Raw genomic sequence first — 13,485 nt, forward strand, 5'->3', positions numbered from 1 at the left:
AGGGGGTCGCGGTTTCCCCGCCTCCGGTCGTGCCGCCCGGGGGAGTCCACGGCGGCGGGCGGCCGCTAGTCTTGTCCGTCATGGACAGGACGACGAGCTCGGCGCCGACGGGGGCGCCGCGAACGGCCAACGTCGCCGCCGTCCTCGACCACGCCTGGGCCACTCAGGCCTTCACGGCGACCGACGTCATCGAGGCCACGGGGCTCTCCCGATCCACGGCGATCGCGCTGTGCGACGAGCTCATCGAGCTCGGCTGGCTGACCGAGCTCGACGATTCTCGCCAGGCGGGAGCCGAATACCGCAAGGGCCGCCCTGCGCGCCGGTACGAGTTGCACGTCGATGCCGGGGTCGTCGTCGGCGTCGACGCCGGCGCCCACTCGATCACGGCCGTCGTCACCGATCTGCGGGGACGCGAGCTCTCGAGATCCCATCGCCCCGTGGATCCGGCGGCGGATGCGGACGACCGGATCGCCGCGATCGACGCGGCGATCGACGACGCGCTCGCCGTCGGAGGGCACAAGAGACCCCTGTGCGTCGCGATCGGAGTCCCGACGCCCGTCGATGTCCGGGGACTCGCGCCGGATCACGACTACTTCTGGCAGCGCATGAACCCGCGCGTCGTCGAGCGTGTCCGGGATCGCGGGTGCGCCGTCCTCGTCGACAACGATGCGAACCTCGCGACCCTCGCCGAGGGGTCGATCGGCGCGGGTCTCGGCATCGACTCGTACATCACGATCGTCACGGGGGAGCGGCTGGGTGCCGGCTACGTCGTGGACGGGCGGCTCGTGCGCGGCCGTGGCCAGGCGGGAGAGCTGCATCTCCTGGGCCTCGTCGACGGAGTGGGCTCCGCCCGCGGCATCGTCGCGCTGCTGCGCGACTGGGGTCGGGAGCACCGCGAGAGCGGCGGGCTGCCCGAGGGCAGCCCGCTCGCATCGTTGCCCGTCGACCAGGTTGATGCCCAAGCCGTCTTCGACGCCGCCGAGGATGGAGACGTCGTGGCGGTCCACCTGCTCGAGCGCATGGCCGACCGCATCGCCCGCATGAGCGCGGTGCTCGCGGGGGTGCTCGACGTCGAGCGCATCGTGTTCGCGGGAGCGCTCGTCTCGTCGATGGGCCGTCTGCTCGACCTCACGACCGCTCTCCTGCCCTCCTACATGAACGCCGAGCCACCGGAGCTCGTCGCCTCCACGCTGGGTGGGGACATCGTCGCGCAGGGCGCTGTGGCTTCCGCGATCGACCGCGTGCGGCGCAATGCCCTGCGGATCGAGCTGTCCGCGCGCTGAGGGCCGAGGGCTCAGTGCAGAGGCTCGGTCGCGACGGGCACATCGCGTCCGTCGGCGTCCACGATGCGGAGGCCCTCGACACTTCCGGCGGCCGCCGACAGGGCCGCGATCCACGCGAGTTCGAGCGGGACGGGGTCGGGCGACTCGAATTCGAACCCGACGGCGGTGCTGGGGCTCAGCCAGAGCGACCGCTCGATCCCACCGTTCGCGCCGCCGTCCACCCAGGTGAGGACGAACCCCTCGCCGCGGCGGAACTGCTGGATGACGACGTACTCGAGATGGGTCAGCACGCGATCGTCCATGCGCAGCGCCCAGTCCGCGCTGATGAAGGAGCCCATCCCGGCCTTTCCATTGTCTCGCAGGATCCTATCCGAATTACGCAAAGCGACGTGCCCCGTTGCGGGGCCGACTCCTGCCTACAATCGGATCATGCCGACGGTTCATCGACGAGACGCGGTCACGACGGATCGTGACGTCGCCGCCGTCGCCATGCGCTCGGTGTTCGGCGGCATCTCGCTCGATTCGTCCGACGATGGTCGTCCTTTCGGCTTCCGGTACCTCGTGGTCGGCGACGCGCGACTCTCCGTCCACGCGCTGTCTCTCACCGGCTCGGCGCGAGCCACGGGCAGTGTCCCCGAGATCGTCGCTGTCGGACGCGTCCGCAACGGACGGTTCGGGCTGCGCTACGGGCGGCACGAGGTGGACACGACGCAGCCGTACCTCCGCCCGCCCGGCGAGTCCGAGATGCGCATGGAAGGCGCGTGCCTCGAACTCGTCTCCCTCGACAGGGCGGCGTTCGGCGACGCCGCTCTCCGCTACGGGGTCGACGGACTCTCGTCGATCGGCGCGCGTGCGAGCCTCACGGGACCGCGTTCGCGGGCGCTCGGCGCCGCCTGGCGGTCGGCGTCTGACCGTGTGATGGCGATCACGTCCGACGCTGCGGCGTTCTCCTCCGACCTGGTCCGCGATCAGCTCTTCGATCGGACGGTACGCGCAATCCTCGGCGCCTTCCCCCTCGGCGACCTCCACGAGACGGACGAGGGCGCCTCGACCCCGCAGGCCGTCGCGCGCGCGACCGCGTACATCGACGACCACATCCGCGAACACGTCTCGCTCCCCGACATCGCCGATGCGGCGCGGTTGTCCGCGCGTGGGGTGCAGTACGCGTTCCGTCGTCACCTCGGGATGACCCCCCTCGCGTATCTGCGGGACCGCCGTCTGGACGCCGCGCGCATCGACCTCATCGCGTCGGATCCCGCGGTCGTCTCGGTCGGGGACGTGGCGAGGACGTGGGGTTTCGCGCACCTCTCGCGTTTCGCGCAGGCGTACCGCGACCGCTTCGGGGAGTACCCGAGCGCGACGATCCGCGCGTGAGCCGCGGTTGCCCGACACGCCACCCGTTGGATAGGTTAGCCTCACCTAACCGATCCGACCGACCGGAGCGCCGTGAGCAACATCGCCGTCACCCATGCCTCGTCTGGACTCGTCCACGCGAGCGTCGTGCGCACCGAGCGGGTGACCCCGCACATGGTGCGGGTCACTCTCGGAGGAGACGAGCTCGAACGCTTCGAGCCTCGGGGATTCGACCAGTGGTTCCGACTCGCGGTTCCGGTGGGCGACGGTGCCCGGCTCGACAACCTGCCTGACCGCTTCGGGATCGCCGGCTATGTGCGTTTCCTCACGCTGCCGAAGGGGACGCGTCCGGTCATCCGCAACTACACCGTCCGGGCATTCCGGACGGACCCGGCCGAGCTCGACATCGACTTCGTCGTGCACGGGACGGAGGGCGTCGCCGGTCCGTGGGCGGGGGCCGCGCAGCCCGGGGCGGAGGTCGCACTCATCGACCAGGGCTGTGGATTCCAGCCCGTGCCGAGCGACTGGACCCTGCTCGTCGCCGATGAGACCGGTCTGCCGGCGGTCGCCGCCATCCTCCGCGATCTCCCGCGCGACGCGACGGGCCATGCGATCATCGAGCTCTTCGACGCGCGCGACCGGCAGGACGTCGACGCTCCAGCGGGGATCACGGTGCACTGGCTCGAGCGGTCGCCCGATGAGGCGCCGGGAACCGCGGCGCTTCCCGCTCTGCGCGGGCTCGACTTCCCGGACGGCTCCGTGTACGCGTTCGCTGTGGGGGAGTCGGCCGTGGCCACCGGGGCTCGGCGCCACCTCGTGGCCGAACGCGGGATCCCCAAGGGGAACGTCACGTTCTGCGGTTATTGGAAGCGCGGCCGTTCCGCGTGAGCCCTGCCGTTCCTGACGGCCACGCGACCCCAGGCCGTCAGGCCAGGGCGGGCCGGGCGGCGATCGCCGGATCGACGTCGGCGCTCCGGCGGGCCATCACGACGGCGAGCGTCGTCACGAGGAGTGCCCCGGCGAGCCACGCCGCCATCACCCCGATACCCGGCGTGACGCCGATGGAGCCGCCGGCGATGAGCGAGCGGAAGGCCTCGACGGCGTACGTCAGCGGGAACCAGCCGTGGATGGTCTGGAAGAACGGCGACGCCGTCTGGATCGGGTAGGTGCCTCCGGCCGAGGAGAGCTGCAGCACCACGAGCATGAGGCCGAGGAAACGCCCAGGGGCTCCGAGCAGGGAGACGAGGGCCTGATTGATGGCGACGAACGTGAGGCTCGCGAGGGCCGCGATCAGGTACAGCCGTCCCAGGTCGGCCGGCTCGATCCCGAGGGCGAGGTGCACGACGGTGACCATCACGGCGCTCTGCACGAGCGCCATCACGGCACCGGGCACGTAGCTTCCGAGGGCGACGAGCCATGCGGGACGCCGGGTGGCGACGAGGCGCTCCGAGAGCGGCTTCATCATGAGGTAGAAGGCGAGCGCGCCCACCCAGAGGGCCAGCGACATGAAGTACGGGGCGAGGCCGTAGCCGTACGCCGGCACCTCGTTGGAGCGGGTCGCATCGAGTCCGACAGGGGTCGACGCGACGTCGCTCAGGTGCTCGGCGTCGGCGTCGGAGTAGCTGGGGATGTCGTCGACGCCGCTCGACAGGCCGTCGGAGAGTTCCGTCGACCCGTCGCTGAGCGTCACGAGTCCGTCGTCGAGCGACTGGGCGCCGTCTTTCGCTGTCGTCGCTCCGTCCGAGAGGGCCGAACCGCCGTTCGCGAGGGCGTCGGCGCCGTCTGCGACGCGCGTGGTCCCGTCGGCGAGGGAGTCCGCTCCCGAGGCGAGTCGATCGACCGCCGAGACGAGCTCGCCGAGCTTCGCGGAGACGGAGTCGACCCCGGTGGCGACCTGGGCGGCGCCGTCGTCGAGGGAGGCTGCGCCAGCGGCGAGGGTTCCCGCGCCCGTTGCGAGCTCCGACGTCTTGTCGGACAGGGTGGTCGCGCCCGCTGCGACGGTGGTCGCGCCGGCGGAGAGCGTCGAGAGGCCCGTCCCGTCGTCCGTGGATCCGACGAGGGCGTCGGCGCCGCTGCTGACCTGCTGCGCACCGTCATCGACGGAGGCGGCGCCCTGGCTCACCTGTTCTGCGCCAGCCGCCAATCGGGTGATCGCGGCCAGTCGCTGGGCGTCTGTGAGGTTCGCGTAGTTCGCGAGGAGAGCGTCGAGTCCGTCCGACACGTCGCCTGCCCCGGTCGCGAGGGGGCCCGTACCGGCCGCGAGCTGGTGCGCGCCGCCTTGGAGGCTCTGCGCTCCGGCGAGGGCCGAGTCCGTCCCGTCGGAGAGGCTCGACGCACCCGTCGCGAGGTCGGATGCGCCCGAGGCGAGCGCCGAGGAACCCGTGGCGAGGGTCGCTGCGCCCGTCGAGACGTCGTGGGCTCCCGATGCGACCTTCTCGGCACCGGCGTCGAGCGTCGCGGCGCTGTCGGGCACCCCGGCGAGCCGGCCCTGCAGCTCCGTGAGGCCCCCGTCGATCTGCTGCGCTCCGTCGTCGGCTGCGTGAGCGCCGGCCGCGAGGGTCGAGGCGCCGGAGGAGAGATCGACCGCGCCGCTCTCGAGGTCTCCGAGGCCCACGACGAGATCGCCGGCTCCGTCCTCGGCCTTCGTGGCGCCGTCGGCGACCTCGTCGGCCCCGTCTGCGGCGTCCGCGATCTGATCGTGGATGGTGGAGAAGCCCAGGTACACGTTGTCGAGGTACTCGGCAGAGACCTGCGACGCCACCGATTCCGTCACGGCGGTCCCGACGCTCTTCGCGACCGATCCGATGATGACGTTGGCGCCGTCGTTCGTCTCGATCGAGAGGGTGGCGCTCTGTGCGGAGAGCGGATCGTCGTTGCCGGCCGAGACCGCGGCCGCCGAGAAGTCCTTGGGAATCGTGAGGACGACGAGGACGTCGCCCGACGCGAGTTTCTTCTCGGCCGCCGAGGCCGACATCGTCGACCAGTCGAAGTTGGTGTTCTCGTCGTTCGAGAGGAGCTCGTCCGTGAGGTCGTCCCCGAGGGAGACCGTCGCGTCGGAATCGGTCGAGCTGCTCGCCGCTGCGTCGTCCGAGCCGGGGGCCGCGGGCTTCTCCGCTCCGGCGTCCTCGTTCACGATCGCGGCCGGCACGCTGTCGAGGTTGTGCGTGGGGTCCTCGTTCGACCAGATGAGGAGGCCGGCGTAGATCAGTGGGATGAGCGCGATGGCGAAGAGGACGACGGCCATGCGGGGTGAGGGATGCAGTCGAGACACGACGGTGGGGGTGGTGCGAGTGCTCATTCGGAGGCCTTCGATGCGGGGAAGAGGGGGGAGTGGTCGGCCGCATCGTCGGGGCCTGTCGTGTGATCGGTGAGGGAGGGCGAAGACGCCAGGATCGCGTCGATCTGGGCGGGGGACTGGCCGGCAGAGGAGAGCAGGAGGAGGTCGACGCGATGGGCCATCTCGTCGACGTCGGCCCTGTCGTCGGTGTCGACGGCGAGCCACGACGTGATCGTCCACACCACGCCGGCGGCGAGGAAGTCGGCACGTTCCTCGGGACGTGGAGTCGCGCCGATCGCCGCCGCGAGCGGCGACACGGTGCGGAGGCGCTCGGAGAGGAACCGGATGACGCTCGCCGCGAAGTGCTGACCACCCGGACCGGAGATCGCCCGCAGGTAGAACGCGGAGTGGTGGTCGAAGTGGGCGATGAGCTCGCGGACCGTCAGGTGCGCGAAGGTCGACCACGAGTCGCCGATGGCGTCGGGCGTCGCGATGCTCTCGAAGGCCGAGCGCATACGGGTGAGGGCCGCAGCGTGCACGAGCGTCGGCAGGTCGCCGAAGTGCTGATAGAACGAGGGCCGGCTGACGCCGGCGGCGGCCACGAGCTCCGTGATGTTGAGCGTCTCGGGGTCGCGCTCGTCGAGTGCGGCGGTGGCCGCGCGGATGAGCGCGTCGCGCGTGCGGGCCAGGCGCGGGTCTTCGATCGTCATACTGCCTCTTTCTTACGAACGTAAGAATATTACGACTGTAAAGAATCTACGTCAACCGCACGTGCCCGCGAATCGGGCACCCAGAATGAAGAGGTGAAGACAATTGCACTGCCGCAAACGAATCTGACCGCCTCCGACGTGATCCTCGGCCTCATGCGCATCAGCCCGCTGAGCGACGAGGAGATCCGCACCCTCGTATCGACCGCCCGCGATGCCGGGATCACGGTCTTCGACCACGCCGACGTCTACGGGGACGAGCGTCACGGCGCCGAGAGGCGCTTCGGGAACGCCGTGTCCTTCTCGCCGTCCGAGCGCGAGTCCGTGATCATCCAGAGCAAGGTCGGCATCCGCGACGGATCGTTCGACTTCTCCCGCGAGCACATCCTGCGCACGGTCGACGAGTCGCTCGAGGCCCTGCGCCTCGACCACCTCGACGTCCTCCTCCTGCACCGTCCCGACACCCTCGTGGAGCCTGACGAGGTCGCCGACGCGTTCGACGAGCTCCATGCCGCCGGCAAGGTGCGCACCTTCGGGGTGTCGAACCACACCCCGGCGCAGCTCGAACTGCTCCGCCGCTCCGTCCGCCAGCCTCTCGCCTTCAACCAGGTGCAGCTGAGCATCACGCACGCGCCGATGATCGCCTCGACGGTCGCGAGCAACATGGCGGGCCTCGACCAGTCGATCGACCGCGACAACGGCATCCTGGACTATTCGCGGCTCCACGGGATCACGCTCCAGGCCTGGTCGCCGTTCCAGAAGGGGTTCTTCGACGGCGTGTTCCTCGGTGATCGTGAGAACTACGCGGACCTCAACGACGTGCTCGACGAGCTCGCCGCGCAGTACGGCGTGACGCCGACGGGCATCGCGACCGCGTGGATCACGCGTCACCCGGCGAAGATGCAGGTCGTGCTCGGCACGACGAACCCCGGCCGCGTCCAGGAGGCCGCCGCCGGCTCGGACGTGACCCTCACGCGCGCCGAGTGGTACCGCCTCTTCACCGCCGCCGGCCACATCCTCCCCTGACCCCGCCCCTCCTCACCCCTTCCCAATACCCCAAAAAGATCGCGATACAGCACGAAACCCCGTGCTGTATCGCGATCTTTTTGGTGTGAGGCGGGCGGGGCGGGGTGGGGAGGGAGGGAGGGAGGGAGGGAGGGGTCAGGCGGCGGACCAGCCGCCGTCCGACGCCAGGACCACGCCGTTGACGTTCACGCCGTCGTCGCTCAGGAGGAACGTGATGGACGCGGCGAGGGCTTCGCTCTCGGCGGCCTCGGGCATGACGGCCATGCCGGCGCGCACCCGCTCGGCCCCGAGGGGAGAGGCGAACGAGGCCTCGATGTTCGTGATCGTCGGGCCCGGTGCCACGGCGTTCACACGGATGCCGCTCGGACCGTACATGAAGGCGCTGCTCTTCGTGAGTCCCACGACGGCGTGCTTCGACGCCGTGTACGCGGCACCGGCCGCCGAGCCGCGGAGGGCCGCCTCAGACGCCACGTTGACGATCGATCCCGCTCCGTTCGCGAGCATCCCGGGCACGACCGCCCGCATGACCTTCATCGTTCCGTCGACGTTGATGCGGAACACGCGTGACCAGACGGCGTCGCTCACTTCCCCCACCGGCGTCATGTCGTCCATGATCCCCGCGACGTTCGCGAGCCCATCGATGCGCTCCCCGGCGGCCTCGACGATCGCCGCGATGGACGCGTCGTCGGTGATGTCACCCGCGACCGGCACGACGTCGGCTCCCGCATGCGAGGCGACCAGGTCGTCGAGGCGCTCCTGCGAGATGTCGACGGCGACGACCCGCCCGCCCTCTCGCGCGACGCGGGATGCCGTCGCGCGGCCGATGCCGGACCCGGCGCCGGTCACGACGACCGTCTTGCCGGCGAAGCGCCCGCCGTCGATCCGTTCGGTCCACTCGGGTCTCTCGATGGGTGCGTCATCCCGTGCGGTCTGGGTCGGTCCCGTCGCCGCCGGTGCGGAGTCTTCGGGGGCAGCTGCGGTCTCGGAGGGGGCGTGGCCGGCCTCGACTCGACGCACGAGCTCGTCGATGAGTTCGGGAGGGAAGGACCCCTTGCTGAGCTTCACGAGTCGCGAGATCGCGAGTCGGCGCACCGGTCTCAGGACGTCGGCGCTCTGGCCGGACTGCGCGAGGAGATCCCGGAGGATCGGTCCACCGACCGGGTGGTCGAGCCAGGTGCCGACCGATGAACTCGCCGACAGGGGAGCGGCGGTGGATGCGGACATGATCTTCTTCTTCCTCTCGGCGGCGGGCCCACGATGAGCACATACCGGACAATGCTGTCCGGTATAGGCTACACGCGTGCCCTCCGAACGGAAAGCGAACAGGGGCCCGAGTGCCGGGCCCGAGAATCGTCGCGCTCTCGTGGCGGCGGCACGTGAGGTCTTCGCGGAGGACGGCGTCTCCGCGCCGCTGAGCGCCGTCGCGCGTCGAGCCGGTGTCGGCCAGGGCAGTCTCTACCGTCATTTCCCCGATCGCGTAGCCCTCGTGGTCGCCGTCATCGAGGAGAACATCACGGAGCTGGAGCAGCTCGCCGGCGCCGACGGCAGCACTCTCGACGATCTCCTCACCCTCGTGTCCGCGCAGGCGTCCGTATCGACGGCGCTCTCGGACCTGCTCGTGGCCGAACGGGACGACTCTCGCGTCCGCCATATCGGGGAGAGGTTCGCGGAGGTCGCCGCGACCGTCGCCGCGAATGAGTATCGAGCGGGCCGGCTCGACGACCGTGTGACCGCTGCCGACGTGATGCTCGGCGTCGAGATGCTCGCCGGGCTCCTGTCGCGGACGCCGTCGTCGGAGCGCGTCGATGTGGCCGCCCGCGCGAGGGCACTCCTCAGCGGCGCGTTCTCACGCCGGTAGGCCGCGAGCCTCTAGGAGCCGATGTCGAGTTCCGCCGCCGCCTCCGAAATGCGTCGCGCAAGTTCGACGTCGCGCCGGCTGAGGCCGCCGACGTCGTGGGACGTGAGGCGCACGGTGACGGTCGGGTAGCGCAGGTCGACGTCGGGATGGTGGTCCGCCTCGTCGGCGAGTTCACCGATTGCGTCCACGAACTCCACGCCCACCGCGAACGATCCCGTGCGGAACGTCCGCGAGGCGACACCGGCGGCTACCTCCCACCCCTCTGTACCGCTCGACGTGGAGAAGTCCTCTGCCGTGATCGCATCCGTCATGGCGGACAGGCTACGCCCGGTATTCGGAGGACACAACGACCCACACCATCGCTCGGACCCCGGGGCGCCGGCTGACAGTCGGACGTCAGGACAGGACGTCGCGCGTGACGAAGCGTCCCATCGCGAGGGAGCCGAACACCACCGCGTAACCGAGCTGGAGGAGCAGGTTGTCCCCGAAGCTCGTCCATGAGATCGGGTCGCGCAGAAGGTCGGCGAACCCGAACCAGTGGGTCGTGAACAGGTAGGGGTGGATGGCGGAGAGCTGGTCGAGCGAGCCGAGGATCTGCGACGTGATCGACAGAACGACGGTCGCGGCCATCGCTCCGACGGGCACGTCGGTGAGCGTGGAGATGAAGAGTCCGATGGCCGACAGGCCGATGAGGGAGACGGCCACGTAGAGAGCGATCAGGAGCGCGCGTCCGATTCCCTCGATCAGGGGGATCTGCGTTCCGGACAGAAGAGTGACGTCTCCGACCGGGAAGAGGGCGAATCCGATCAGGAGTCCCACGACCATCACGGTAAGCGCGGCTGCGACGCAGAACACCAGGCTGGTGACGAACTTGACGACGAGGAGCCGGATGCGGCCGACGGGTGTGATGAGCAGGTAGCGGAGGGTGCCGAGGGAGGACTCACCGGCGATCGTGTCACCGGCGACCACTCCGACCGTGAGCGGGAGGAACAGGGGGACGGCCACGGTGATGGCGGCGAAACCGGTGAACAGGCCGTTGCCCGCGATGTCCCCGACGAAGGCCGGACCGCCTCCCGAGCTCGAGATGCGCACGGCCACGGCCAGGAGGATCGGGATCAGCGCGAGGGCTCCGAGGAGCGCCCACGTACGGCGTCGCCGGAAGAGCAGCGCGAGTTCGGAGAGGACGAATGCGCCGAGGCTGGGGAGGGCGCCGGCACGTGTCCCGGCGGTCGGTGTCTCCACTGCGGGCCGCTCGGCCACGCCGGCGTTCGAGTCACCGTTCTCGCCGGGGACGTCAGCGTTCGACATCGAATCCCTCCCCGGTGAGCTCGACGAAACGCTCCTCGAGCGATGGACGCCGCACGGCCACGCCTCGGACGCGGACGTCCGCGGCGACGAGTTCGGTGACGAGCTCCTCTGGCAGCATGCCCTTCGGCAGGGTCGCGTCGATACGCGGAAGGTCCGAACCCGGTGCCGGTTCGCTCGTCGAGGCCTCGAGGCCGACACGGGCGAGCACCTCGAGGGCCTCGCGGGTATCCGGTGTGAGGAGTTCGAAGGATGCGGAACCTCCGCGCAGCTCGTCCAGCCCACCCTGGGCCACGAGTCGGCCCGTGCGCATGATCGCGGCGTGCGTGCAGAGCTGCTCGATCTCGGCGAGGAGGTGGCTCGAGACGAGGACGGTCGTGCCGTCGGCATTCAGCCCGCGGATGAGGGCGCGCACCTCGCGAGTGCCCTGCGGGTCGAGGCCGTTGGTCGGCTCGTCGAGCACGATGAGGTCGCGCGGCGAGAGCAGCGCGACGGCGATCCCGAGGCGCTGCTTCATACCGAGCGAGTACGAACCCACCTTCTTGCGCGCCGCCGCAGAGAGGCCGACGCGCGCGAGCGCCTCGGCGACGCGTGCCTTCCGGGTTCGGGAGGACGTCCCCGGCTCGGCGGCGTCGAACCGGGTGAGGTTGGCGGAACCGGAGAGGAACGGGTAGAAACCGGGACCCTCCACGAGGGCGCCGACGCGGGGGAGGACCGAGGCAGACCGCCGGGGCATCTCCGAGCCGAACATCGTGATGGTGCCGGCGCTCGGCGCTGCAAGCGCGAGAAGCATGCGGATCGTGGTGGTCTTCCCGGATCCGTTCGGCCCCAGGAACCCGAAGACGGATCCGCTCGGGACGTCGAGGTCGAGGTCGGAGACGGCCTCGTGGTGCCCGAATCGCTTGGTGAGGCCGCGCGTCTCCACGGCGAGCTCACTCACGCTCATCCGGCGGCCGTCTCCAGGGCCTCGACGGACACCGCTCCGGCGAACACCCGACCGTCGTCCGTGAAGAGCACGTTCACGAGCGAGGACGAGATCACACGTCCGCCGTCGACGGGCGTCGTGATGGTGTCGAGTCCGTCGAGTGCAGAGGTGGCGTCGCCCGCGGCGAGTTCGACGATCGTGCTCCAGCCGCTCCCGGTCGTGGTGACGTCGGGTTCACCCTCCGCCCCGGATCCGTCGGGCAGCGTTCCGTCCGAGTGACCGTCGGCGGGGATGGCCTTCTCGGTGACGTCGGTCCCGGCAGGCGGGGTGAAGCTGAAGAGCGAGGCGTCGGGAGTCGAGAGGTCGAGGCTCGTGTACGCCACGCTGAAGGCGGGCGTGGACGCTCCGTCGGCCGTGACGTCGATGCCGAGCGGCATGCCCGTCTCACCGTCGATGGAGATCGTGACGTCACCGACGAGCGAGTCGTCCGCTCGCGGGGTGAGGACGAGCTCATAGGCGCTGCGGCCGGCGACGGTACCGTTCGATCCGACGGCGACGGTGGTGGTGTCGTCGAGCGAGTCGAGGAGCTTCTCGGCCACCGACGACGGCGTGGGAATCTCGGACGGTGTCGTGGAGTCGGGATCGTCGGACCCACCCGTCGACGTGACATGAGTGGCGCTCTTCGCGCCGGAGTCGTAGATCCACAGTCCGTCATCCGCCGTCGCGATGACATCGCGTTCGTCGAGCCGGTCGAGGACCTGCAGGCGCGCCCCCGCATCGGCATCGACATAGACGCGTGCGTCGTGCGACGCGGTGGCCAGCTCGACGAGCGCACTCATGATCGAGTCACCGTCGACTCCGGTGGTGGAGCCGGAACCGAGGGACGAGAGGTCGGGCAGGCCGAGGTCGGAGGTCTGCGTGAACTCACCGGAGAACGCGGTGACGTCGCTGTCGGCCACGAACTCGAGGAGCTGCTGCGGAGTCTTCTCCGGCAGGTCCTGCGCGGCGTTCGTCGTCATCGGGATGGCGATGGCCGCGGCGACGGCGATCAGGGGCACGGACGCGAACGGGACCCAGCGCTTCACTGACGTGTTCATGTATCCAGAGTCGCACTCGAACCTGGGTTCCGCATCCGACCAGGGGTGTATTCGTGGATGGATCGGACGCCTGTGGAGAGCGGGCAGAATCGATCCATGACCGCTTCCGTTTCCGCAGCCACCGTCGTCTCCGTCAACCTCGATCGGGGGCACCATTTCAGCAAGAACGTGGTTCCGGAGGTGGTCCTCGTCGAGGGGCTCGGCATCGAGGGCGACGCGCACGCCGGCGCGACGGTGCAGCATCTCTCCCGGAAGCGCTGGCACAAGGACGAACCGAACCTCCGGCAGGTGCATCTCATCCACCGCGAGCTCTTCGACGAGCTCGCCGAGGAGGGCTACTCGGTCGAGGCCGGGAACCTCGGGGAGAACGTGACGACCGAGGGGATCGATCTCCTCGGCCTTCCCCGCGGGACGGTCCTCCATCTGGGCGACGAGGCTGCCGTCGAGATCACGGGACTCCGCAACCCGTGCATCCAGATCGATCGCTTCCAGCAGGGGCTGCTCAAAGCCGTCGTCCGTACGGACGACGACGGGTCGGTCGAGCGACGCACCGGCGTGATGTCGGTCGTGGTGGCGGGTGGGACCGTGCGCGCGGGCGACTCCGTGCGGGTGGAGCTCCCGGCCGAGCCGCACGAGCCGCTCCGGACCGTCTGA

At 70.0% G+C, this 13,485-nt stretch carries 14 protein-coding genes; 6 read left to right on the top strand and 8 right to left on the bottom strand.

Translation table 11 applies throughout. The annotated features are described in order from the left end of the window. Nucleotides 1–80 precede the first annotated feature (80 nt). Entirely contained in the window at nucleotides 81–1,283 is a 1,203-nt protein-coding gene (locus CLV49_RS14190) for an ROK family protein (RefSeq protein ID WP_106564120.1), read from the top strand. A gap of 11 nt (nucleotides 1,284–1,294) precedes the next feature. Here CLV49_RS14190 and CLV49_RS18370 read toward each other — a convergent pair whose 3' ends face one another. Then, nucleotides 1,295–1,621: a DUF7882 family protein gene (locus tag CLV49_RS18370; RefSeq protein ID WP_158261986.1), complete on the bottom strand. Its 327-nt coding sequence runs from the start codon at nucleotides 1,619–1,621 to the stop codon at nucleotides 1,295–1,297. Nucleotides 1,622–1,712: 91 nt separating this feature from the next. Between CLV49_RS18370 and CLV49_RS14195 the strand changes: the two genes are divergently transcribed. Both CLV49_RS14195 and CLV49_RS14200 read left to right on the top strand, forming a co-directional pair. Further along, nucleotides 1,713–2,657, top strand: a complete 945-nt coding sequence (locus CLV49_RS14195) for a helix-turn-helix transcriptional regulator (protein ID WP_158261987.1) — start codon at nucleotides 1,713–1,715, stop codon at nucleotides 2,655–2,657. Between the two features lie 72 nt (nucleotides 2,658–2,729). Further along, the gene (locus CLV49_RS14200; protein WP_106564122.1) at nucleotides 2,730–3,524 is read left to right on the top strand and encodes a siderophore-interacting protein; all 795 of its coding nucleotides are present in this window, start codon (nucleotides 2,730–2,732) and stop codon (nucleotides 3,522–3,524) included. Nucleotides 3,525–3,561: 37 nt separating this feature from the next. Here the strand turns inward: CLV49_RS14200 and CLV49_RS14205 are convergent, their stop codons facing one another. Together CLV49_RS14205 and CLV49_RS14210 are read right to left on the bottom strand one after the other, a co-directional pair. Further along, nucleotides 3,562–5,934: a YhgE/Pip domain-containing protein gene (locus CLV49_RS14205; RefSeq protein WP_106564123.1), complete on the bottom strand. Its 2,373-nt coding sequence runs from the start codon at nucleotides 5,932–5,934 to the stop codon at nucleotides 3,562–3,564. After that, complete coding sequence (locus CLV49_RS14210; RefSeq protein WP_106564124.1) at nucleotides 5,931–6,623, bottom strand: TetR/AcrR family transcriptional regulator; 693 nt, start codon at nucleotides 6,621–6,623, stop codon at nucleotides 5,931–5,933. The genes CLV49_RS14205 and CLV49_RS14210 overlap by 4 nt, the downstream gene beginning before the upstream one ends. A gap of 93 nt (nucleotides 6,624–6,716) precedes the next feature. On the opposite strand from CLV49_RS14210, the gene CLV49_RS14215 reads away from it, so the two are divergent. After that, nucleotides 6,717–7,646 carry an aldo/keto reductase gene (locus CLV49_RS14215; RefSeq protein WP_208019774.1) on the top strand — a complete coding sequence of 310 codons (930 nt, stop codon included), beginning with the start codon at nucleotides 6,717–6,719 and terminating at the stop codon, nucleotides 7,644–7,646. Between the two features lie 135 nt (nucleotides 7,647–7,781). Here the strand turns inward: CLV49_RS14215 and CLV49_RS14220 are convergent, their stop codons facing one another. After that, a complete protein-coding gene (locus tag CLV49_RS14220; protein WP_106564125.1) occupies nucleotides 7,782–8,870 on the bottom strand; it encodes an SDR family NAD(P)-dependent oxidoreductase in 1,089 nt (362 codons plus the stop codon). Between the two features lie 139 nt (nucleotides 8,871–9,009). On the opposite strand from CLV49_RS14220, the gene CLV49_RS18640 reads away from it, so the two are divergent. Further along, nucleotides 9,010–9,504 (top strand): TetR/AcrR family transcriptional regulator, encoded by a 495-nt coding sequence (locus tag CLV49_RS18640; protein ID WP_280524179.1) that lies wholly within the window; start codon nucleotides 9,010–9,012, stop codon nucleotides 9,502–9,504. 11 nt (nucleotides 9,505–9,515) lie between these two features. Here CLV49_RS18640 and CLV49_RS14230 read toward each other — a convergent pair whose 3' ends face one another. From CLV49_RS14230 to CLV49_RS14245, 4 genes are all read right to left on the bottom strand, one after another. Then, the gene (locus CLV49_RS14230; RefSeq protein ID WP_106564127.1) at nucleotides 9,516–9,815 is read right to left on the bottom strand and encodes a 4a-hydroxytetrahydrobiopterin dehydratase; all 300 of its coding nucleotides are present in this window, start codon (nucleotides 9,813–9,815) and stop codon (nucleotides 9,516–9,518) included. A gap of 85 nt (nucleotides 9,816–9,900) precedes the next feature. Then, nucleotides 9,901–10,812, bottom strand: coding sequence for an ABC transporter permease (locus tag CLV49_RS14235; protein WP_106564128.1), 912 nt, complete (start codon nucleotides 10,810–10,812; stop codon nucleotides 9,901–9,903). Continuing rightward, nucleotides 10,799–11,755 carry an ABC transporter ATP-binding protein gene (locus CLV49_RS14240; protein ID WP_106564129.1) on the bottom strand — a complete coding sequence of 319 codons (957 nt, stop codon included), beginning with the start codon at nucleotides 11,753–11,755 and terminating at the stop codon, nucleotides 10,799–10,801. The genes CLV49_RS14235 and CLV49_RS14240 overlap by 14 nt, the downstream gene beginning before the upstream one ends. After that, a complete protein-coding gene (locus CLV49_RS14245) occupies nucleotides 11,752–12,831 on the bottom strand; it encodes a LolA family protein (RefSeq protein ID WP_106564130.1) in 1,080 nt (359 codons plus the stop codon). The genes CLV49_RS14240 and CLV49_RS14245 overlap by 4 nt, the downstream gene beginning before the upstream one ends. Before the next feature lie 96 nt (nucleotides 12,832–12,927). On the opposite strand from CLV49_RS14245, the gene CLV49_RS14250 reads away from it, so the two are divergent. Continuing rightward, nucleotides 12,928–13,485 carry an MOSC domain-containing protein gene (locus CLV49_RS14250; protein ID WP_106564131.1) on the top strand — a complete coding sequence of 186 codons (558 nt, stop codon included), beginning with the start codon at nucleotides 12,928–12,930 and terminating at the stop codon, nucleotides 13,483–13,485.

Origin of the sequence: Labedella gwakjiensis, assembly GCF_003014675.1 — a bacterium.
GTDB classification, from domain to species: Bacteria; Actinomycetota; Actinomycetes; order Actinomycetales; family Microbacteriaceae; genus Labedella; species Labedella gwakjiensis.

Excerpts from the sequence above, each read along its gene's own strand:
- CLV49_RS14190 (WP_106564120.1), top strand. The coding sequence starts at position 81 with ATGGACAGGACGACGAGCTCGGCGCCGACGGGGGCGCCGCGAACGGCC.
- CLV49_RS18370 (WP_158261986.1), bottom strand. The coding sequence starts at position 1,621 with ATGGGCTCCTTCATCAGCGCGGACTGGGCGCTGCGCATGGACGATCGC.
- CLV49_RS14195 (WP_158261987.1), top strand. The coding sequence starts at position 1,713 with ATGCCGACGGTTCATCGACGAGACGCGGTCACGACGGATCGTGACGTC.
- CLV49_RS14205 (WP_106564123.1), bottom strand. The coding sequence starts at position 5,934 with ATGAGCACTCGCACCACCCCCACCGTCGTGTCTCGACTGCATCCCTCA.
- CLV49_RS14210 (WP_106564124.1), bottom strand. The coding sequence starts at position 6,623 with ATGACGATCGAAGACCCGCGCCTGGCCCGCACGCGCGACGCGCTCATC.
- CLV49_RS14220 (WP_106564125.1), bottom strand. The coding sequence starts at position 8,870 with ATGTCCGCATCCACCGCCGCTCCCCTGTCGGCGAGTTCATCGGTCGGC.
- CLV49_RS14230 (WP_106564127.1), bottom strand. The coding sequence starts at position 9,815 with ATGACGGATGCGATCACGGCAGAGGACTTCTCCACGTCGAGCGGTACA.
- CLV49_RS14235 (WP_106564128.1), bottom strand. The coding sequence starts at position 10,812 with ATGTCGAACGCTGACGTCCCCGGCGAGAACGGTGACTCGAACGCCGGC.
- CLV49_RS14240 (WP_106564129.1), bottom strand. The coding sequence starts at position 11,755 with ATGAGCGTGAGTGAGCTCGCCGTGGAGACGCGCGGCCTCACCAAGCGA.
- CLV49_RS14245 (WP_106564130.1), bottom strand. The coding sequence starts at position 12,831 with ATGAACACGTCAGTGAAGCGCTGGGTCCCGTTCGCGTCCGTGCCCCTG.
- CLV49_RS14250 (WP_106564131.1), top strand. The coding sequence starts at position 12,928 with ATGACCGCTTCCGTTTCCGCAGCCACCGTCGTCTCCGTCAACCTCGAT.